The following is a 20,999-nucleotide window of genomic DNA, read 5'->3' on the forward strand; positions in this document are numbered from 1 at the left end:
GGATAACACGACGATGTTTCGCCCCCTCGCGTTTGCGTTAGGCTTCGTTCTGCTTTGCGTCCCGCCGCTGCTCGCCCATGGCCCGACACCGCAGCGGGCCGACGAGACCATCACCATCAACGCCCCTCCGGATGTGGTGTGGCAACTGGTCTCCGCCTTTGGCGACATCGGCACATGGCAGAAGCTGGTGAAGAAGGTGGTGGCGACCGGCGGCAATGCGGCGGGCGCCGAGCGCACGCTGACGCTGGAGAAGGGCGAGATCACCGAGGGGCTGGATGAGGTGGATGCGGCGGGCAAGCGCATCTCCTATCGCCTGCTGAAGGAGAATGTCGACGTCTTCCCGGTCAGCTTCTACACCGGCAGCATCGAGGTGAAGCCGGCAGCGGCCGGCAGCGAGGTGGTCTGGAGCGCGCGCTTCTATCGCGCGGACACCACCAACGAACCGCCGGAGGACAAGAACGACCAGGCGGCCATCGATGCCATGACCGGTTTCATCACCGAGGGCCTCAAGGGATTGAAGGACAAGGCGGAACAGCCGTGACCCCGCACGCCCCCTCGCGCCGTCGCTTCTGCGCGCAGATGCTCGGCGCGGGCGCGGCGGCGGCATGGCCATCACTCCCCGTCCTTGGCGCGACCAGGCCATATGCCGCCGTGGTCTCGCAGCAGGCCGGCACGGTCAGCGTCATCGACGTCGATAACGCCCGCCTGCTCCGCAGCTTCAAGGTCCCGGGCGTGCCGGCTTCGCTGGTCGCCTCGCCGGACGGCAAGAACGCGTTTGTCTCGCACCCCGATCTCGGCCGGGTGTCCCGGCTGGACCTCGACGCCGGGACCGTGACCATGGACGTGTCCCACGGCAAGGAGCCGTTCGGTCTTGCCCTGGCGCGCGGTGGTGCCGACCTGCTGGTGACCGACTGGTCGGCCGATGCCGTGATCCGGCTCGACGCCGCGACAGGCCGCGAGACCGGCCGCGTGGCGGTAGGGCGCTCGCCGGCCCATCTCGTGACGGATGAGCGTCGGCACCTCGCCTATGTCGCCGACCGCGAAAGCAACCGCGTCAGCGTCGTGGATATCGCAGGCATGAAGCGGGTCGGCGAGGTGACCGTCGGCACCGCGCCTTTCGCGCTCGCGCTCGCGCCCGATGGCGGCGCGCTGTATGTCGGCAATGTGCGCAGCAACGATCTGTCGATCATCGATACGGCGCGCCTTCGGGAGACCGCGCGGGTCAAGGCCGGGCTTATGCCCTACGGCGTGGCGGTGACGCCGGACGGTGCGCGCGTGCTGGTGACCAATCAGCAGAATGGCGGGCTCACGATCATCGAGCCGGGCGTCCCCGACAAGATCGAGCGCGCCCGCATCGGGGTGTTTCCCGAAGGCATCGTGCTGGCATCACCCACCCGCGCGTTGGTGGCGGACTGGGCGGAGGACGAGGTGGTGATCCTCGATCTGCCAAAGATGACAGTGGTCCGGCGCGTTCACGTCGGCGCCGGGCCGCGTGGCATCGTGATGCTGGGGGCTCAGGGGATGGCGGACTGAGCCGCACATGCGCCATGCCGGGCGCCGCGGTTCCAACAGTTTGCGCAAGTTCGGCGCTACGCCTGATGGATGTTTCGGGGAAGCCGCCGGCATCACTCATGTGTGATGCCGGCGTTCAACGTAAGCTCGCGCAGCGTCACAATGCGGGCAAGAACATCGCCAGGGTAAGGTGACGTTCTCCATCAAGGTTTCCACCACATGGCATCGGCTCTGCGTGAGGGCGTATCTGCGCTCGACATGACCATGCGTCTCACGCTGGCCGTGCTGGCGCTGGCCTCGGGCGTCTATACCTATCTGGGCGTGCGTGACCTACTGGATGGATCGCCGCTGATTACCTTTTTCGCGGCGATCATCTATTCGACCGCCGTCTCCATCGCGATCTACGCGTTCTGGGCGTTCCTGATGCGCTTCCTTCCGCATGTGCGCGACGTGGCGAGCCGGTTATGGCTGTTCGCGGCCATGGTGCTGGGATCGCTGATGATCATCGCCATGTCGTCCTGGCTCAATGCCGCGGCGCTGGCCGGGTCGGCGGCGATCGAGCAGCATCTGGCGGTCACGGTGCAGAACTACACGCGCGACCTCGACGCCGCGCATAATCGTGCGCTGGGCGCGCAGAGTCTGCTGCCCGATATCCAGCTCGCCTCGACCCGCTTTGCCCGCCTTGCCGACGCCGAGCGCGGCGGCGCGCTGACCGGCACCGGGGGCTCCGGCACGGTGGTGCAGCTGTTGAGCCAGATGTCGAGCCAGCTCGATGACCTCGGCCGGGAAGTCGTCGCCAGCGGTGAGCGCGCCAAGGCGCTGTACGGTGAAGGCAGCGCGCAGATCGCCCGGATGCGCGAGCTGGTTTCGGGGCAGGGCGACATCAAGGCGCGTTCCGACGGCTTCGGCGCGGAGGCGCTCACCCTGATCGGAACCATCGCCGCGCTGGAGCAGACCTCGATGGCGCCAGCGGTGAAGCGCGCCGCCGACGACCTCGCGGCCGGGTTTATCGCGCCCGCCGCCGATGGCCGCACCGCCGATCTCGCCGGGCGTCAGTCGGCGGTGGTCGGCAGTGTCGAGAAGGCGGTGGAGGCGCAGGCCAGCGCCCTGTCGCAGGCCGCCGACAAGATCGTCGGATCGGGGCCGGTCGAACCCGCCCGGTTCCAGCCGCTCTCCACGGCCGAGGCCGTGCTGCGCTATGCTGGCGATTTCCTGCCGAGCTGGGCCGGCGCCATCTCCATCGACCTGCTGCCGGCGGTGCTGGTTCTGATCCTCTGCGTGGTACACGCGGCGATAAGGCGGGAGGCCGAGCCGCTGGATGCGGAGACCATGACGGCGGCGCAGCTGATCTCGGCACTGCGGCTGGCACGGCAGATCGGCGAGGCCGAGCGCGCCACGCCCATGGTGGAGGAGTTGGAGGCCACGCACACCGACACCCCGCCCGCGGCAACGGTGACGCCGCTTCCCGCGGGCCGGGTCAAGAAGGATTGACGCCGTGAACGCGCTCGACAGCGCCGGCCCGCCGAACCGTTCGGTACGCCATCCGGCATGGCGACGCCTCATAGGCGATCGGCCGGACGAGGCACTGCTTCGGCTGATTTTTCGCGGCCTGATCGTCTCTACCGTGCTGGTGCTGGGGTGGGATCTGCATGAGCGGATGGGCGAGGCGCCGCCCGCCATGCCCGATGTGTCGCCGGCGACACCGGGGCAAACACAGGCCGTGCCCTATCTGCCGTCCGCTCGCCCCGGCGCGGCACCGCAAGAGCAGCGCCGGCCCGGCGCGACATCTTCGTCGGAACTCGCCAAGCCGATGACGATTGAACTTGTCGCCGACGGCCGGCTGGAGGCGACAGGCACCATCACCCCCGGTACCGCCGAGCGCTTCAAAGCCGAGATAGACCGGCGGGGCGACTATGTGAAAACCGTGGTCCTCAACTCCCCGGGAGGCTCCGTCAGTGACGCGCTCGCCATGGCGCGGCTCGTCCGCGAGCGAAAGTTCGCGACGCTGGTGGAGAGCACGGCGCTGTGCGCCTCCTCGTGCCCGCTGATCTTTGCCGGCGGAACCCGTCGCATCGCGGAGCCGGGCGCGACGATCGGCGTGCATCAGGTATTTGGGGCGGGGCTGCCGGGCACGCGTTTCGTCACGGGCGCTGAGGGCATGGCGCAGGCCCAGAGGGTCTCCGCGGAATGCCAGCGGCATCTGGTGGGAATGGGGGTGGACCCGCGCGTCTGGATCCATGCCATGGAGACGCCGCCTCAGGAGATGTTCTATTTCACCGCGCCCGAGCTGGTGGAGCTGAAGCTCGCCACCCCGCCCGCGACGAAAAGCTGAGCTCCTCACCACATCCTCCGCCCTGCCATTCGGGCGGCCGCCGGTGAACGGTATGAAGACGACCGGCCGAGGCCGTCGCTACGCCACGCCCGGCAGCGGCAATGGCGGGGCCGCCACGCTCGGCAGCGTGTTCAGTATCCCGAGTGCGGCGGAATCCAGCACCGGAATAGCCAGGCGATGGCGTAGGCGCGCCGTTGCCCCGTGTCCGGCGAGGTTGGTGCTCCAGATGAGCACGGCGTCGAGATCGGTCTCGGCTGCCAGCCGAAGGGCATGATCTTCGATCTGCTCGGGCGTGACGCGGGCGGCCTCGAAATTGTCGGTGATGCCGAGATTGTGCGCCACGACGATCTCGATGCCTTCGCGCGCAAAGCTGTGCCGAAGCCGCATCCCGTCATCCTCGTCTCCCTGGGCGAGGAGACCGATGCGGCGAAGATTGCGGCTTCTCAGGAAATCGACCGTGGCAAGCGCCGTGGTGGCGCAGGCAATGCCGGTCTCGTCCTCGATCATGGCCGCGAGTTTGCGGTCCGGCTCGAAGCCGATCAGGGCGCCGCGGGTCGCATTCCACAGGATGACATCGGGCCGCGCCTGCGCCAGCAGCGCCGCGGCCTGCCGGAATGCGGCCAGGTCGTAGCCGTCCGGCGGATGGCCGGCATAGGGGACGCGGGTAAAACAGGCGTCGACGCCCGGCAGTTCGTCCAGAATGGCGCGCGTCACCCGTTCGACGATGCGGTTTGACGATGGCACGATGACCCCGATCGCGTGGGGCACGCCTGCGTGATGAGCGCTCACTGTTCGCGCACCACGAGCGTGCGCTCCTCAGACCAGCGCGCGGTCCAGGTCTCGCCGGGCTCCGGGCTTCGGGCGCCGGCCTCTTCGATCGGCACCGACACGACCAGTTCCGCCCCCGCCGCGAACTCCATCCAGATCGAGAGGATCTGGCCCTTGAACAGGCTGCGCCGGATGGTGCCGGAGAGCGTATTGGCCGCCGCCGGCGCCGAGCCCGCGGTCAGCCTGACGCTTTCGGGGCGTATGGCGACGGCCACCCGGTCCTGGGCGCTGAAGTCATTGGGGACCGTGCTCACGAATATCGCTCCCTGCGGGCTCTTCAAAACCGTCCGCCCGCCCATCTTCTCGACGATGGCGGCCGGCAGGAAGTTCGACGTGCCGATGAAGTCGGCGACGAAATGCGAGACCGGCCGTTCATAGATGACGCGCGCAGCGGCCACCTGCTCGATGCGACCGCCGCGCATCACCGCGATCTGGTCGGCGAGAATGAGCGCCTCTTCCTGGTCATGGGTGACGAGGATGGTGGTCAGCCCGAGTTCGTTGCAGAGCTGGCGCAGCTCGATCTGCATCTCCTCGCGCAGCTTCTTGTCGAGCGCGCCGAACGGTTCGTCGAGCAGCAGCACACGCGGGCGGTAGACGATGGCACGCGCCATCGCCACGCGCTGCTGCTGGCCGCCGGAGAGTGCGGCCGGCATCCGATCCTCGAAGCCGGTCAGGCGGACGAGGGCGAGCGCCTGTCGCGCGCGCTCGGCGGTCTCGGCGCGGGAGACGCCCCGCATGCTGAGGCCGAAGGCGACGTTCTCCAGAACGGTGAGATGCGGGAACAGCGCATAGTTCTGGAACAGCATGCCCAGATTGCGCCGGTGCACCGGCAGGCCGGTGACCGAGGCGCCATCTATGGTGATGTCGCCCGCCGAGGGCTGGACGAGGCCGGCAACCATGCGCAGCGTCGTGGTCTTGCCGCAGCCGGAAGGGCCGAGCAGGGCGAGGATCTCGCCGCCCGACGCCTTCAGATTGACGTCGCGAACCACCTGGACATCGCCATAGCTGCGGCAGATCCCGGTGAGGCACACATCGGCCCCGTTGGATGTCGCCATCTCATTCCCTCCTGCGGGTCCTGCGCTGTCAGACGGCGAAGATGCCGTTCATCTTCTCGGTCCAGCCCGAACGCTTGGCATTGATGTATTCCCAGTCCGGCGTGAACAGGCCGCGCCGGTCCATCTCGTCGACGGGGTAGGCGATGTACTTCAGCGTTTCGGCCGAGAACTCGATGCCCGACACCGGCGGCGCGGTCAGCGCATATTCGGAGAACGCCTTCTGCACGGCAGGCTCCAGCATGCGGTTCATGAAGGCGACGGCGAGATCCTTGTTCGGCGCGCCCTTGACCAGCACCTGGCAGTTATTGCCGGCGAAGCTGCCCTCGCTCGGGAAGCTCATCGTCACCGGCGCGCCCTTGGCGGTGTAGGGGTAGATGTACTTGGACAGTTCCAGCAGCCCGATTGCGGCCTGGCCCTGGGCCACTTCGGCGGCGGCCTGCGGGCCGTTGTCGAACAGGTTCATGATGTTGGGCTTCAGCTCCGCGACCTTGTCGAAGCTGTCATCCACCAGATACTGCGCCTCGGCGAAGGGCTTGCCGGACTTCACGGCGGCCGCCACGATCAGGAAGAAGACCGACGGCGTGTTCTTCGGACTGACCAGCTTGAGCTTGCCGGCATATTCCGGCTTCCACAGCTCGGCATAGCTGCCGGGCGGTGTGATCGAGGTGTTGTGGAACATGCTGGCCACCGAGATGGCGAGCGCCGTGCCCCAGCCGTCGAAGCCGAAGCGCGGATAGAGCTTGGCGAGCGCCGGCATGTCGGCGGCCGGCAGTTGCTCGATCAGGCCCTCGGTCTTGCAGATCGGGATCGCCACGTCGTCGATGAACATGACGGAGAATTTCGGGTTGGCCTTGGTCGCCCGCATCTTGCCGACATTGGCGAGGGTGAAGCCCTCTTCCGCCGTCACCTTGCAGCCGAAATCCTTCTCGAAGGCCGGGATGATGTTCTTCTTGACGAATTCACCCTGCGAGCCGCCCCAGATGCCGATCTGGATTTCCTTGCCCTGCGCCCACCCGTTGCGGACGAAGCCCATGGGGGCGGCCAGAGCGGTCGCGCCCAGCGCGAACTTGCCGAATGTGCGTCGCGAAATAGTGGTCATGCGAGGTCCCCTTGTCTGGTGTTGGGTATGGGCAGCCGTCAGCTCGCAAGCCGCGCGAGGCTGAGCCCGAAGACTTTTTCAATGACGAGCACGAGAAGCAGCGCGAAGAAGATCATCAGCGAGGCGATGGCCGCGATCGACGGATCGAACGAGCGCTCGATGACGGTGTAGAGATAGAGCGGCACCGGGAAGTGGTTGCCGTCGGCAAGCCACATCGAGATCGGATAGTCGTCGAACGAGACGATGAAGCTGAAGATGCCGCCCGCCAGTATTCCCGGGCGCACCTGCGGCCAGATCACCCTTGTCGCGACGATGTGGGGCGGGGCGCCGAGAACGGAGGCCGCGTCTTCTAGATTGCGGTTCACCAGCAGCAGGCTGGCCGACACCGAGCGGATCACATAGGGCAGGCATACCACCGTGTGGCCGATGACGAGCTGCAGCAGCGTGGCGCGCGAGCCCAGCATTGCGAAAAGCTGGAGCAGTGCGACGCCGGTGACGATCAGCGGCACGATCAGCGGCGACAGGATCAGGCCGAGGATCGCGTCCTGACCGGGAAGCTTGAAGCGGGTGAGCCCCGCGGCGCAGGGAACGCCGAGCGCGAGCGACACCGCGGTGACGATGGCGGCGAGTTCCAGCGAGAACAGGAAGCTGGCGCGGGCTTCCGGGTTGGCGAGCACCGCGCCGTACCATTTCAGCGTGAAGCCCTGCGGGGGGAACACGATGAAGGGCGTGTCGGAAATCGACATCAGCAGCGGCACCACGAGCGGCGCCACGACGATCAGCAGGATGATGCCGACGACGATCTTGAGCAGCGGGCTGACGGTCTCGTTCATCGTGCGGGCTCCTTCACCGTGCGCCGGCCGTCCAGCGCGCGAAGCGCCGGCTGACGAGCTTGAGGAAGACGAGGTTGGAGGCGAGCACCATGGCGATCAGCAGGGTCGAGATCGCCGCGCCGAAAGGCCAGTCGTTCAGGGTCAGGATCTGCTGTTCGATCAGCGTGCCGAGCAGCGGGGAGAAGTTGCCGCCGAGGATCTGCGGCGTGACATAGGCCGCCGCGCTGAGTGAGAACACCAGCGAGACGCCGACCGCAAGGCCGGGGAGGCTGAGGGGCAGGATCACCCGCAGGAAAACGGAAAACCGTGTTGCACCGGCGACCCGCGCCGCCTCCTCGACGGTGCGGTCGATGCGCCCGATGGCGCCCGCCAGCGGCATGACCACGAAGGGCAGGTAGACGTGGACGCAGGCGATCAGCACCGCCCATTCGGTATAGAGCAGCACCGGCGGGTTGCTGACGCCCAGCAGCTTCAGCACCCAGGCGAGCGCGCCGGTCTTGTTGAGGATGGTCTGCCAGCCATAGGAGCGGACGACCACGTTCACCAGCAGCGGCGCGAGAATGGTGATCGTCACGAGCCGCGCGAGAGTGGGGCCGCCGCGGGCGATGGCGATCGCCAGGGGATAGGCGAACAGCGCGGCGAACAGGCTGGTCATCAAGGCGATGCGGATGGTGCGCATCAGGATGCGGAAATAGAGGTCCGAGGCGAACAGCCGGGCGTAGTTCTCCAGCGTGAAGCCCTCGATCATCACACCGTCCACGCTGTGCGCGGTGAGGCTGAGATGGACCATGGTCAGCACCGGCCACAGAAACCAGACCGCCAGAAACAGCACGGTCGGCGCCACCAGCAGATAGCCGGTATAGCGGCCGGCAAGCAGGCTCCAGGCCGCACCGACGAGGCGCGAGGCCATGCCTTCCAGGCGTCCGCCTTCCGAGCTTGCGCCCGCCACGCCGGTATCCGGCGAGAGAGGCGGGGGCACGTCGATGATGTCGGCGCGGCTCATCGGCTATTCCTGTGGCTAGGCCGGACGTGATCCCGGCCGTTGCGATGTTCGCCGGTGATGGAAGGGTCGGGCACAAACGCGTTGCCGTCCAGCGCAGATTGAGCAACAGTCTGTTCGAATAATTAGGATGGTCAGATGGCGCGCGCTTCACTGGTCCCGGCTTCGCTTCGCTATCTGGATCAGGTGGCCCGCTCGGGCTCGATCCAGAAGGCTGCCAAGGAGCTGAACGTCGCCGCATCGGCTATCGACCGGCAGATCCTGCTGCTGGAGCAGGCGCTCGATGTCGAGCTGTTCGAGCGCCTGCCGCGCGGCATGCGGCTGACGGCGGCCGGCGACGCGCTGGTGACGCTGGCCCGGCGCTGGCGAGCCGACGAGCGGCGGGTCGCCTCCGAGATCAAGCAGTTGCAGGGCGTCAATCAGGGGCATGTCCGGCTGGTCGCCATGGACAGTCACGCCAATGGCTTCCTCCCGCGCCTCATCGAGCGCCTCGCGATCGAGCAGCCGCGCATCTCGCTGGAGGTCGAGGTTGCGAGCCCGGACGATGCGCTCACAGGTTTGCTGGCTGGAAGCGCCGATATCGCGGCGATCTTCAATCTCACACCGCGCCGGGACATTCATGTCCACTGGAGCGCGGAACTGCCGTTCGGCTGCGTCGTGGCGCCCCATCACGCGCTGGCGCGCGGGGAAACGGTGAGCCTGCAGGAGGTCGTCGCTCACCCGATTGCGCTGCAGAGCAAGGCGCTGATGATCCGCCGCTATCTCGATGCGCGCTATGGCTGGCTGTTTTCCGACCCGCAAAAGGCGCTGGTGACGAACTCGCTGCAATTGGTCAAGCAACTCGCGCGCGGTGGAGGCTATGTGGCGTTCACCTCGGAACTGGACGCCGCACCGGAAATCACCACCGGCTCGCTCATCTTCCTGCCGGTGCGCGACAAAGGGGCCGAGCCTCAAACCGTCTCCGTCGCGATCGATGCGAAAAAGCCGCTGTCTCGCATCGGCCGGATCGTCGTCGATATTCTGACCGACGAGATCATGTCCTCGCTCGAACAAGCCCGAGCCGCAGGTCGTCCCGCCCCAGAGTAACCGCCGGGCCGCTTGTGCCGCAGAGCGTCATTCAGGCGGCAGGCCGCCCAGTCCGGCGTTGCGCTCAATGGAAATCCCGTGATTTCGGCAGGATGCGGACCTGGCGCGGGTGGCCTTGCGTGGAGCGGCGGCCGGCCAGCAGGTGGCCCGGGCGAGGCTCCGGCTTCGCCCGCTCGTCGACGCCGGGATCGACCTGCGGACGAGCCAAGGGATAGGCGCCTTTCTGGCGGGGATCGTCGAACAGGCGGGAGAGTTCGCCGGTGCGGTCATGGAGCCGCTCGGCCATCACATGGATGACGCCGTCCTTGCTCTTCTGCACCCGGCCTTCCACCACGACGAGGCGCGCGCCCATCACCTGCGCGCGGAAACACTCGAACAGCCGCGCCCAGATCAGCACATTGACGATGCCGGTCTCGTCTTCCAGCGTCATGAAGATGGCGTTGCCCTTGCCTGGCCGCTGGCGCACCAGCACGATGCCGGCGGTTCGGATGAAGCTGCCGTCGCGCCTTGCCGCGGTTTCGGCGCTGCTGGCGATGCCCTCCGTGCGGAAGATGTCGCGCAGCATGCCCATCGGGTGGCCCTTCAGTGAGAGCCGGGTGGTCTGGTAGTCCACCGCGATCTGCTCGGGCAGCGGCATGAGCGGCAGTTGCGCATTGGCATCCTCGCCCAGTTCGCGCGCATCGGCGGCAGCGAAGAGCGGCAGCGGGTCGTCGTCGGGCAGGCGGCGCACCGCCCAGGCTGCCTCGCGCCGATCAAGCCCAATGGAGCGGAAAGCGTCGGCATCGGCGAGTTTGCGTAGCGCCGCCGCCGGCAGGCGGGTGCGCCGCGCCAGTGTCTCAATCTCCGGGAAGGCGCCGCCGCCACGCGCTGCGGTGAGCCGGAGGCTCCACGCCTCGCTGAACCCGTCGATCTGCCGCAGGCCGATGCGCAGGGCCAGTGCGCCATCGGGGCGGCGCTCCAGCGTGTTGTCCCAGAAGCTGTGATTGATGTCGGCCGGGCGTATCTCCACGCCATGCTCACGCGCATCGCGCACGATCTGCGCCGGGGCGTAGAAGCCCATGGGCTGCGAGTTCAGCAGCGCGGCCGCGAACATGGCGGGATGGCGGCATTTGATGAAGGCGGAGATATAGACCAGCTTGGCGAAGGAGGCGGCGTGGCTTTCCGGGAAGCCATATTCGCCGAACCCCTTGATCTGTTCGAAGCAGCGCGCCGCGAAGGCCGGGTCGTAGCCGCGCGCGCTCATACGCTCGATCAGCAGGGTCTGGAACTCGCCGATCGTGCCCATATTGCGAAAGGTCGCCATGGCCCGGCGCAGCTTGTTGGCCTCGACCTCGGTGAATTCGGCGGCGACCATGGCGAGCTTCATCGCCTGTTCCTGGAACAGCGGTACGCCCTTGGTGCGCGCCAGCACGCCGATCAGTTCGTCGGGGTCGTGCGGTGGTTTGGGCGACGGGTAGGTGACCTTCTCGCTCCCCTCCCGGCGACGCAGATAGGGATGGACCATGTTGCCCTGGATCGGCCCCGGCCGGACGATGGCGACCTGGATGACGAGATCGTAGAGCCGTCGCGGCTTCATCCGCGGCAGCATGTTGATCTGCGCGCGGCTTTCCACCTGGAACACGCCGATGGAATCGCCCTTGCACAGCATGTCGTAGACATCGCTCTCATCCCCGGGCACATCGGCCAGGGTGTAGTCGACGCCCTCATGCGCCTTGATGAGATCGAACGCCTTGCGGATGCAGGTGAGCATGCCGAGCGCCAGCACATCGACCTTCATCAGGGCGAGCGTGTCGATGTCGTCCTTGTTCCATTCGATGAAGGTGCGGTCTGCCATCGCCGCCTTGCCGATCGGCACCATGGCGTCGAGCCGCCCCTCCGTCAGCACGAAGCCGCCGACATGCTGGGAGAGATGGCGCGGGAAGCCGAGCAGCCGGCCGGCGAGTTCCACCGCGCGGCGTATCGACGGATTGGCGGGATCGAGCCCCGCCTGCCCGATCTGGCCCTTTTGCAGCATGTCGCCCCAGCTGCCCCACACCATGCTGGAGAGCCGCGCGGTGACATCCTCAGTGAGGCCGAGCGCCTTGCCGACATCGCGGATGGCGCTGCGCGGGCGATAGGAGATCACGGTGGCGGCGATGCCTGCCCGATGGCGTCCATAGCGCTCATAGATGTACTGGATCACCTCCTCGCGTCGCTCATGCTCGAAATCGACGTCGATGTCGGGCGGCTCCCGGCGCTCGCGGGAGATGAAGCGGGCGAACAGAAGATCGCTCTCGGCCGGATCGACCGCGGTGATGCCGAGCACGTAGCACACGGCGGAATTGGCCGCCGAGCCGCGCCCCTGACACAGGATGCCCTCCTTCTCGGCGAAGCTGACGATGTCGCGGATGGTGAGGAAATAGGGCGCGTAATGCAGCTCCGCGATCAGCGCCAGCTCTTCCCGGAGCTGCTGTTCCACCTTGGGCGGCACGCCGTCCGGATAGCGGATCGCCGCGCGCCGCCACGTCATCTCCTCCAGCCAGGCTTCCGCCGTATAGCCGGGGGGAACGGGCTCCTTGGGATATTCATATTTCAGTTCGCTCAGGCAGAAATCGATCCGGGCGAGGAAGTGCCGTGTCTCTTCCACCGCTTCCGGCGCGTCGCGGAACAGCCGGACCATCTCGGCGGGCGGCTTGAGGTGGCGCTCGGCATTGGCCTCCAGCTTCCGGCCGGCCGTCTCGATCGTGGTGCCCTCGCGGATGCAGGTGAGCACATCCTGCAGATCGCGCTGGGACGGGTGATGATAGAGCACGTCGTTCATCGCCAGCAGCGGCACCCCGGCGTCCGCGGCCAGCGCCTTCAGCCCCGCCAGCCGGCGGCGATCCTCGCCGCGCCGCGGCATGTCGGCGCCGAGCCACACCGAGCCGGGGGCCGCCTCGACGAGCTGGCCGAGCCGCGGGGCGAGCCCATCCAGCGCGCGCGGCGGCATGAGGATAAGCGAGAGCCCGCCCGCGTCAGTCAGCAGATCGTCGAGGGTGAGGAGGCAGGTGCCCTTGGCGGCGCGCATGTTGCCGATGGTTAACAACCGGCACAGCCGCCCCCAGCCGGCGCGGTTCTGTGCATAGGCCAGCACATCCGGCGTGCCGTCCGCGAAGACCAGCCGCGCCCCGACCGCGAGATGGAAGGGGAGGGTCGCCGCGGCGTCGCCGATCTCCTCGCGAAACGCCTCCTGCGCCTCCTTCACCGCCGCATAGGCCCGCACCACGCCCGACACGGTGTTGCGGTCGGCGATGCCGATGCCGGCATGGCCGAGCTGAAGCGCCTGCGCCACCAGATCGCTGGCGTGGGATGCCCCGCGCAGAAAGGAGAAATTTGTCGTTACCGCCAGTTCGGCATAGAAAACCCCGCTCATGGGAACAGCCCATGGACGAACCAGCGCGGTGGGCCGGGCTCGCGGTCGTACAGCCCGATGCGGAACAGCCAGAAGCGGCGCCCCTCGCGGTTTTCCACCCGGTAATAATCCCGTGTCGGCGCGCCGTTCCCCTGCCGCCACCACTCGGCGGCGATGCGCTCCGGCCCCTCGGCATGCACCACCTCGTGCAGCACGCGGCGCCAGCGGAAGCGCAAGGGTGGGCCATCCGGCACCTCGGCCAGCGCTTCGATCGGCTGCGGCGGGTCGAACATCATCAGGGGGCGGGCCAGCCCTTCTTCCGGCATCGGGCACGCGGGCGCCGGCGGATCGGCCGCCGGCACGAGGCTGGCGGCGCGGGCGGGATCATGGGTGTCGCGCATCATGAAGCGCAGCACCCGGTCCCGGCCCATCCGGGCCGCCAGCCGGTCGATCAGCGCGCCCACCTCTTCCTCCTCGATGGCGCGGCCGTCGAGGTTCACCTGGGCTGGCGCCAGGGGCTCCGCGCGCAGCACGGCGAGCCGCACCAGATCGAAGCCGAAGCCGGGGTCGAGCGGGTCGACCAGCGCGTCGAGCTTTTCGTGAAACAGCCGGCCAAGCGATGTGGGATCGCGCGAGGGGCGCGCGGTCTCCACCGCGATGCGCCGCACCGCGCCGTCGGCGCGGAAGAAGGAGGCCTCGAAGGCCCGCCCGCCATCGCCCCGCGTCTCCAGCATCAGGGCGAGGTCGTCGATCAGCAGGCCAAGAGCGCCCTCGACATCCTCGGCGCGGGCGATCGGCTCGGCAAAGCGCCGCTCGGCGATACAGGCCGGCAGCGGGCGGCGCGGCACGATGCGCACATCCTCATGGCCCAGCGTGCGCCGCAGCCGGGTCAGCAATTCCTCGCCAAAGCGCGCGGCAAGGGGCGTGCCGGGACGCGACGCCAGATCGCCTATGGTCTTCAGCCCGGCGCGGGACAGCCCGGTCACCGTCTCTCCGGGCAAGCCCAGCACGGAAATCGGAAGCAGCGCGACGCACTCCGCCTCGCGCCCCTCCGGCACCACGCCGCCCTTGCCGCAGCGGGCGAGGGCGCGCGCCGCCTCCGGCGTGCCGGCTACCACGGCGCGCAGCGTCAGCCCGTGACGCTGGAGATGATCCGTGACCCGCGTGCGCATCGTCGCCTCGCCGCCGAACAGATGCGCGCAGCCGGTGATGTCGAGCACCAGCCCGTCTACCCCATCCAGCGCGACCAGCGGGGTCCAGCGGTCGCAATCATCGGCGATCCGCTCAAGAAAGGCGGCGTCGGCGACGGGATCGTGATCGGCGACCGCGAGCGCCGGAATCCGCGCGCGGGCATCCGCCAGCGTCAGGCCGGGCGCGAGCCCCACGGCCCGCGCCTGCGGCGAGATGGCAGACAGGCGCAGCGCGCCCTTCACCCGCTCGACGAACACCAGCGGCAGCGCCTCATCCGGTACGGCGGAAGGGCCGGACATCCCCGGTGGCTTCTTGTGCCGCCGCATCCTGTCGAGCCGGTTTGCCGGCAGGAACGGGAACCACAGCGCGAGATAGCGGGGCGATGTCGCGGAAGGAACAGCTCTCATGGTCCCACTCCAGATTCCAGGCATGGCCGTGGAGGCCGCCACGATGGCGCAGCAGCGTGACGGCGAAGGCGGGGGCGCCCGGTGCGTCCGCCGCCAGCGGGGTGGAGAGGATCGGGCGCACCAGCCAGCGGGTGACGGCGACACTGGCCGAGGGTTTTTCCGCCATGCGCAGCAGGAAAAAGGTGACGCCGGAAACCCCCGCCCGAAGCGCCAGCCGCCGTGTGGCGGTGAGGTCCAGCATCTTCGGCTCGCCCCATGGCTCCAGCAGCACCGCCTCGATTGCTGAACAGCGCGCCGCGTCGCCGGCCGCGCGCAGCGCCTGTTCCGGGTCACGCGCCCGCACCAGGATGAGCCGAGACGGATCGAGGCCGAAGCCTCTCAGCCCGTGCGCGTCGAGCCGTCCGGCCTCCGAATCGAGAAAATCCTGCCGGACCCAGACGATGGGACGGTTTTGAGGCCGGGCCTCGTCCTGCGCAGCCCGCAGTGCCAAGGCCAACGCAAAGCCGGAGGCCGCCGGCATGTCGGCGCCCTCAGCGGCATAGATCTCATGCAGGGCGCCCCGCGCCAGCGTGTTTGCCAGCACGCCGTCGGGCCCCGCAGCGCCCAGGCTGAAGGCGGATGAAGCGCCGGGCAGACGCTCCGCCTCCAGCCCGGCGAGCATCTGCCGCAGCGCGGAAACGTCGTGTGTCGCGCGCATATATGTTCCTGTTTTGTTCGATTTAAAACGACTCAATCCGGAACGAGAGTCAAGCGCGTGATCCAGTGGCAGGAGCGCCGGCGACGGCGTGGTATGCGGGCCGTGATCACGGGAAGGGCGGGGCGCTTAACCGCACGCGACGTCGCCGCTAAAGACCATCCTTAGCGATAGCCGCCAACATATCGTAGTGTTACGTCGAGCGGTGGCGTCCATAGTGGAAGGCCTGCAGGAGGTTCGGCGAATTGAGTGTGGCGTTTGTAAAAGAGGAAAGTGCCGAGGCCGCATCGGAAACCATTCTGCCGGCGCGCCCGATCTCCGATCGGATAAATTTTGTCACGGAACTCGGTCTTCAGATGCTGCAGGAAAAATTGGCGGACGCTCAGCGCGCGCTCGAGGCCGCTAATTTGCTTGAAGACGTGAACGAGAGGAGACGGCAATCGGCGGTCCCCCTCCGCGATATCCGTTACTATGCCCAGCGCGTAGAGACCGCGCGGGTTTCATTGCCGCCCTCTTCACATGACGTCGTCGCGTTCGGCCACACGGTTCGCTTCGAGCGTGATGATGGCCGCGTGCAAACCTACCGTATCGTCGGCGAGGATGAAGCCGACCCATCGCGATCCACTATTTCGCACGGCTCCCCCGTTGCGGTGGCGCTCATGGGGAAGGCGGTTGGGGATATTGTCCAGATAGGGTCAAAGAGTCTGGAGATTCTGTCGATCTCCTGATCGCGCCGCCCTCCGCGAGCTTCCCGTAAAAATGGCAGGGCCCACGTGAACACCTTCTCTAGGTGTCCACGAAACCGGCAGCAGGCCAATATTACCCATTGTTGGCAGATGCGGTTTAAGCTCTGGACTGGCTCCCTATTTCAAGAGTTTCCATCGTGCGATCGCCCTCATCCAGTGTACGGCCCTCCACGGCATACGGTGCCGCCGACTGGCTTAAGGGGAATGACGGCAAATCCGATGGCAAGCCCTTCCTCATCGGCGCTGCCATCGGCACCGGCATGATCGCCAAAGCGGCCGAGCGCGGGGGCGCCGATTTCCTGCTTGCTCTTAATGCCGGCCGGGTGCGGGTGATGGGCGCTCCCTCGATCGCCTGCATGCTGCCGATCCACAACGCGAACGACATGGTGACGGCGTTCGCCTCTGCCGAGATCCTCGGCAAGGTGTCCGTGCCGGTGGTGTTCGGCGCCTCGGCATTCGACCCGAGGGCCGATCTTGCCGAACTGGTCGGACGGGTGACGGCGGATGGCTTTGCCGGCATGGCCAATTTCCCGACCTCCATCCATCTCGATCCGCTGCTGCAGGCTGGGCTGGCCCGGCTCGGCCTCGGGTTCGAGCGCGAAGTGGACATGCTGAGGCTGGCCAAGCAGGCCGGGCTGATGGCGATCGGCTATGTCCGCACCGCCGAGCAGGCCGAGTTGATGGCCGACGCCGGGGTCGACGTGATCTGCCTCAATTTCGGCTGGAACATCGGCGGCCGCGAGAGCCTGCCGAGCACGGTCAGCCTCGACGAGGCGGCGGCCGACGCCTCGGAGATCTTCGAGCGTGTGCGGCGGCGGCGGCCCCACATATTCTGCGTCGTCGAGGGCGGGCCGATCGACACGCCGGAAAACGCCGCCACCGTCTGCCAGGCCGGGCAGGCGGACGGCTATATCGGCGGCTCGACCATCGACCGCCTTCCGCTGGAAGCGGCGGTCTCCGACGCCACCTCCGAATACAAGTCGGTCAACGTGCTCAGCCGCCGGCTGGAAGCGATCCAGGACGCGGTACTGGGCCAGGGGCGGCGATACGGGCTGATCGGCCGCTCACCGCCGCTGCGCGAGGTGGTGCAACTGATCGACCGCGTCGCGGCCACCGACATGACGATCCTCGTCCAGGGCCCGAACGGGGTCGGCAAGGAGCTGGTCGCGCAGGCGCTGCATGCCGGGAGCCGGCGGGCGGGGCGCGCCATGGTCGCGGTCAATTGCGCCGCGCTGCCGCGCGACCTCCTGGAAAGCGAATTGTTCGGCTATGAGAAGGGCGCCTTCACCGGCGCGGCCAGGACACGCATCGGCCGCTTCGAGGAGGCCGACGGCTCGACGCTGTTCCTCGACGAGATCGGCGATCTCGAACCGCAATTGCAGGCCAAGCTGCTGCGCGTGCTGGAGGCCGGCATGGTGGACCGGCTGGGCTCCAACCAGTCGCGGCGGATCAATGTGCGCATCATCTGCGCCACCAATCGCGACCTGACCCAGATGGTGGCGAAGGGCGCCTTCCGCGAGGACCTCTATTACCGGCTGAACAAGATGGAGATCCGCGTGCCCTCGCTGGCCGAGCGCATCGAGGATATTCCGTTGCTGGTCGAGCATTTCCTGCAGTCAACGGTGCCGGCGGTGAACGAGAACGTCCATTCGGTGGACGGACCGGCGCTGCGGGCGCTGATGGCGCATGCCTGGCCGGGCAACATCCGTGAGCTGAAGAACGTGCTGGAGCGCGCCGCCATCCTGTGCGACGGCAACCGGATCGGGCTCGCGCAGCTTCCCCGCTTCGCCGAGACGTCGCGGCCCGCAGAGCCGAGAGAACAGGTCGCCGGCGCACCGCCGCCGTCCCCCGCCGACAGCGGCGCACAAACAGAGCGCGAGTGGATACTTGATGCGCTGCGACGCCACCGTTTCCGGCGGGGTGCCGCGGCGGAGGAACTCGGCCTCGCCCGCAAGACGCTCTACAACAAGATGCGGCTATACGGGCTGGGGTGAGGCGGCCTCGACCCCGACCCGCGGCGCGGACACCGCCCAGTCCAGCACATCCTCGACGAGATCGCCGGCCGGTGCCAGCCGCCCGCCGAAGCCGGGATGCCGGTACAGGGCGACGCGCGGGCGTTGCGGCATGGACCGGATCCGTCCGATCGAGGCGACGACGCCCTCGACCAGCCGCAGGTCGAGCGCGGCTTCCCCGGTCGGCGTGCCGGGATGAAACAGAAGCGTCGCAACCCCCGCCTCCACCGCGCGCGCCGCCTGATCGTAGGAGGCGACCGTCGCCATGACCTCCAGCCCCGACTGCCGGGCCTCGCCCAGCGCCGCCAGTTCGGCGCCGGGATCGATGCCGGCGGCGGTGAGCGCCTGCCGGTAGACGCCGGGCGGAACGAGGCTGGTGGTCGGCAGGTTCACGACTCCGCTCACACCCCGGGCGCGCAGCCGCTCGAACAACCGGCGCCCGCTCAGGAACGGGTCGCACAGAAAGACGGCGGCGACCAGCTTTCGCGGCGGAGCGAGGCCCGCCACGGGAAGCGCCGCGAGGAGCGTCTCGTTCACCGAGCCGATCGGCATCATGCCGACGATGTCGGCCGCCTCGGGAGAGAGGCCGGCCAGATAGGGCGCGAGCACGACGAATTCCGCCGCCGCGGCGGACGGGGAGGCCGGATTGTCGACGATGACTCCTTGCATGTCCGCCTCCTGGGTCAATTTGGGTAAAATTGGGATATATTTTCCATTTTACCCATTTATACCCGCCGCGCACGCCCTGAATCGCCCGAAACGGCAGCAATTGCCTTTCTTCTGCGCTGGCACGGCTCTTGCGATCCTGAAGGCCAAGCGAGCGTCCGGTTCAAGGGCGCGGCACATCAGGGAGTAAGCCCATGGATCGCGGGACGCGCGCAGCGCCCGGCCGACCCTCCGTGTCCGGATGGACGCGCGGATGATCGACCTTCTGGCCGGTTTCAACGGACGGCTTTTCCTTACCGTCACCCTGAACGGGCTGACGCTGGCCGCGCTGTATTTCATCGTCGCCAGCGGCTTCAGCCTGATCTTCGGCCTGATGCGCGTGGTGAACATGGCGCATGGCTCGCTGTACCTGCTCGGCGGCTATGTCGGCTACGAGGTGTCGGTGCTCTCCGGCTCCTGGCTGCTGGCGCTGGTCGCCGGTGCCGGGGCGGCGGCGCTGGCCGGCGCGCTGCTGCAGAAGGGCATCTTCGGCTGGATGCAGGGGCAGGACCTGCGCCAGACGCTGGCGGCGATCGGCGTCTCCATCGTGCTCGCCGACCTGATGCTGGCGCAATGGGGCGGCACCGCCTACCAGCTCGACCTGCCCGCGATCTTCCGCAGCTTCGTGCCGCTGCCGGTGGTCAATCGCTACCCGATGCCGCGCCTGATGCTGATCGGCCTCGCGGTGCTGATCGGCATCGGCCTGTGGGCGATGCTCAACCGCACGCGGCTTGGCCTGCTGATACGCGCCGGCGTCGACGACCGGCGCATGCTGGAGGCGCTCGGCGTCGACGTGCCCAAGGTGTTCCTCGGCGTGTTCGCCATCGGTGCGGGCCTCGCGGGGCTCGCCGGAGTGATCGGCGGCTCGGTACTGTCGATCTCTCCGGGCGAGGATGCGCGCTACCTGCTCTCCTCGCTCATCGTGGTGATCGTCGGCGGCATGGGCTCGCTCTCCGGCGCCGCCATCGGCGCGCTCTTGGTGGCGCTGGCCGAGACCTACGGGCTCGCCTACACGCCGACCTACGGCGTGGTCTACACCTTCGTCATCATGGTCGCCGTGCTCGCGGTGCGGCCGCAGGGCCTGATGGGGAGGCCGGCATGAGGTCGGGCACCCTGTTCCGCGCCTTGGTCCTGCTGGCGCTCCTCGTCTTTCCGTTCGTCGCCAATGATTTTTGGGTGCAGCAGATCGGCGGCCGGACGCTGGGGCTCGGCACTGTCGCGCTCAGCCTCGTCTTCCTCGCGGCCCATGGCGGCATGCTCTCGCTGGGCCAGATGGCTCTGGCGGGGGTGGCCGGCTACGCGGTCGCCTATTTCACCGCGCCGGTCGCCGGCGTCGGCCTGCTGCTGCCGCTGCCGGCGGCGCTCGCCATCGCTCTGGGGCTGGCGACCTTCACCGGCCTGCTGATCGGGCTGATCGCGGTGCGCACCAGCGGCATCTACACGCTGATGCTGACCCTCGCCATCGCCATGGGCTTCTACTACCTCGCCCTGCAGAACTACGCGCTGTTCAACGGCTTCACCGGCTTCACGCAGGTCGACGCGCCTGATATTGCGGGCGTTTCCTTCGCCGAACCGCGTGCCTTCTACTGGCTGTGCATCGGCGCGGCGCTGGGCTGCTACGGGCTGGTGACCTATCTCGCCACCACGCCGTTCGGCCTCGCCATGCAGGCGGCGCGCGACAATCCGCGCCGGCTGTCCGCGCTCGGCTATCACGTTGCCAGCCTGCGCGTGGCCGCCTTCGGCGTCGCCGGGCTGATCGCCGGCATAGGCGGCGTGCTCGGCCTGTGGCTGAACGGTTCGATCTCGCCCGGCTCGATCGCGCTGGTGCCGACCATCGACGTGCTGATGGCCGCCGTGCTCGGCGGGCTGGGCCACCCGGTCGGGGCCTATGTCGGCGCGCTGCTGTTCGTCATCGTGCAGAACTTCGCCATCGATTTCATCGACCGCGAACGCTTCAACACCCTCATCGGACTGATCTTTCTCGGCGTCGTGCTGTTTTCGCCCGACGGCGTGATCGGTCTTGTCCGCCATGTGCGCGCGCTGTTCGCGCCAAGGTCCGAAAAGTCGGGACCGGCCATCGACGCGGTCGCCGGTCCCGACCCCGCCAACGATAAAACATGAAACGGAGG

General features: G+C 67.9%; 18 protein-coding genes. 9 read left to right on the plus strand and 9 right to left on the minus strand.

The window, feature by feature from the left end; translation table 11 throughout:
- Positions 1–13 precede the first annotated feature (13 nt).
- The 4 genes from MKI84_RS14135 to MKI84_RS14150 all read left to right on the plus strand — a co-directional run bounded on the left by MKI84_RS14135 (position 14) and on the right by MKI84_RS14150 (position 3,844).
- Entirely contained in the window at positions 14–541 is a 528-nt protein-coding gene (locus MKI84_RS14135; RefSeq protein WP_241620477.1) for an SRPBCC family protein, read from the plus strand.
- A complete protein-coding gene (locus MKI84_RS14140) occupies positions 538–1,533 on the plus strand; it encodes a YncE family protein (protein ID WP_241620479.1) in 996 nt (331 codons plus the stop codon). Before MKI84_RS14135 ends, MKI84_RS14140 begins: the two co-directional genes overlap by 4 nt.
- Positions 1,534–1,731: 198 nt before the next feature.
- Positions 1,732–3,003, plus strand: a complete 1,272-nt coding sequence (locus tag MKI84_RS14145; protein ID WP_241620481.1) for a hypothetical protein — start codon at positions 1,732–1,734, stop codon at positions 3,001–3,003.
- A gap of 4 nt (positions 3,004–3,007) precedes the next feature.
- Positions 3,008–3,844, plus strand: coding sequence for a COG3904 family protein (locus tag MKI84_RS14150; protein WP_241620483.1), 837 nt, complete (start codon positions 3,008–3,010; stop codon positions 3,842–3,844).
- 78 nt (positions 3,845–3,922) lie between these two features.
- On the opposite strand, the gene MKI84_RS20580 is transcribed toward MKI84_RS14150, so the two are convergent.
- Genes MKI84_RS20580 through MKI84_RS14175 form a run of 5 tightly spaced genes read right to left on the minus strand, consistent with a single transcriptional unit; the run spans position 3,923 to position 8,662 of the window.
- On the minus strand, positions 3,923–4,633 hold the full coding sequence (locus MKI84_RS20580) for an aspartate racemase/maleate isomerase family protein (protein WP_241620485.1): 711 nt from the start codon (positions 4,631–4,633) through the stop codon (positions 3,923–3,925).
- Positions 4,630–5,727 carry an ABC transporter ATP-binding protein gene (locus tag MKI84_RS14160; RefSeq protein ID WP_241620487.1) on the minus strand — a complete coding sequence of 366 codons (1,098 nt, stop codon included), beginning with the start codon at positions 5,725–5,727 and terminating at the stop codon, positions 4,630–4,632. The genes MKI84_RS20580 and MKI84_RS14160 overlap by 4 nt, the downstream gene beginning before the upstream one ends.
- Positions 5,728–5,755: 28 nt before the next feature.
- Complete coding sequence (locus MKI84_RS14165) at positions 5,756–6,826, minus strand: extracellular solute-binding protein (RefSeq protein WP_241620489.1); 1,071 nt, start codon at positions 6,824–6,826, stop codon at positions 5,756–5,758.
- Between the two features lie 38 nt (positions 6,827–6,864).
- Complete coding sequence (locus tag MKI84_RS14170) at positions 6,865–7,659, minus strand: ABC transporter permease (protein ID WP_241620491.1); 795 nt, start codon at positions 7,657–7,659, stop codon at positions 6,865–6,867.
- Positions 7,660–7,672: 13 nt separating this feature from the next.
- Positions 7,673–8,662, minus strand: coding sequence for an ABC transporter permease (locus MKI84_RS14175; protein ID WP_241620493.1), 990 nt, complete (start codon positions 8,660–8,662; stop codon positions 7,673–7,675).
- A gap of 135 nt (positions 8,663–8,797) precedes the next feature.
- Here MKI84_RS14175 and MKI84_RS14180 point away from each other — a divergent pair, with 135 nt between their 5' ends.
- Entirely contained in the window at positions 8,798–9,745 is a 948-nt protein-coding gene (locus tag MKI84_RS14180; protein WP_241620495.1) for a LysR family transcriptional regulator, read from the plus strand.
- A 64-nt stretch (positions 9,746–9,809) separates the two neighbouring features.
- Here MKI84_RS14180 and MKI84_RS14185 read toward each other — a convergent pair whose 3' ends face one another.
- The 3 genes from MKI84_RS14185 to MKI84_RS14195 are packed head-to-tail and all read right to left on the minus strand — an operon-like array spanning position 9,810 to position 15,410.
- Positions 9,810–13,136 (minus strand): error-prone DNA polymerase, encoded by a 3,327-nt coding sequence (locus MKI84_RS14185; protein ID WP_241620497.1) that lies wholly within the window; start codon positions 13,134–13,136, stop codon positions 9,810–9,812.
- On the minus strand, positions 13,133–14,605 hold the full coding sequence (locus tag MKI84_RS14190; RefSeq protein WP_241620499.1) for a Y-family DNA polymerase: 1,473 nt from the start codon (positions 14,603–14,605) through the stop codon (positions 13,133–13,135). The genes MKI84_RS14185 and MKI84_RS14190 overlap by 4 nt, the downstream gene beginning before the upstream one ends.
- Positions 14,577–15,410, minus strand: coding sequence for an ImuA family protein (locus tag MKI84_RS14195; RefSeq protein WP_241620501.1), 834 nt, complete (start codon positions 15,408–15,410; stop codon positions 14,577–14,579). Before MKI84_RS14195 ends, MKI84_RS14190 begins: the two co-directional genes overlap by 29 nt.
- Positions 15,411–15,652: 242 nt before the next feature.
- Here MKI84_RS14195 and greA point away from each other — a divergent pair, with 242 nt between their 5' ends.
- Both greA and MKI84_RS14205 read left to right on the plus strand, forming a co-directional pair.
- A complete protein-coding gene (greA, locus tag MKI84_RS14200) occupies positions 15,653–16,135 on the plus strand; it encodes a transcription elongation factor GreA (RefSeq protein WP_241620503.1) in 483 nt (160 codons plus the stop codon).
- Positions 16,136–16,290: 155 nt separating this feature from the next.
- Complete coding sequence (locus MKI84_RS14205) at positions 16,291–18,147, plus strand: phosphoenolpyruvate hydrolase family protein (protein WP_342593640.1); 1,857 nt, start codon at positions 16,291–16,293, stop codon at positions 18,145–18,147.
- Here the strand turns inward: MKI84_RS14205 and MKI84_RS14210 are convergent.
- On the minus strand, positions 18,130–18,834 hold the full coding sequence (locus MKI84_RS14210; protein WP_241620506.1) for a phosphoenolpyruvate hydrolase family protein: 705 nt from the start codon (positions 18,832–18,834) through the stop codon (positions 18,130–18,132). The two genes, MKI84_RS14205 and MKI84_RS14210, sit on opposite strands and share 18 nt — an antisense overlap.
- Before the next feature lie 250 nt (positions 18,835–19,084).
- Between MKI84_RS14210 and MKI84_RS14215 the strand changes: the two genes are divergently transcribed.
- Positions 19,085–19,972, plus strand: coding sequence for a branched-chain amino acid ABC transporter permease (locus MKI84_RS14215; RefSeq protein WP_241620508.1), 888 nt, complete (start codon positions 19,085–19,087; stop codon positions 19,970–19,972).
- Complete coding sequence (locus MKI84_RS14220) at positions 19,969–20,991, plus strand: branched-chain amino acid ABC transporter permease (RefSeq protein WP_241620510.1); 1,023 nt, start codon at positions 19,969–19,971, stop codon at positions 20,989–20,991. Before MKI84_RS14215 ends, MKI84_RS14220 begins: the two co-directional genes overlap by 4 nt.
- Positions 20,992–20,999 lie beyond the last annotated feature (8 nt).

Source organism: Ancylobacter gelatini (assembly GCF_022601675.1).
Lineage (GTDB): Bacteria > Pseudomonadota > Alphaproteobacteria > Rhizobiales > Xanthobacteraceae > Ancylobacter > Ancylobacter gelatini.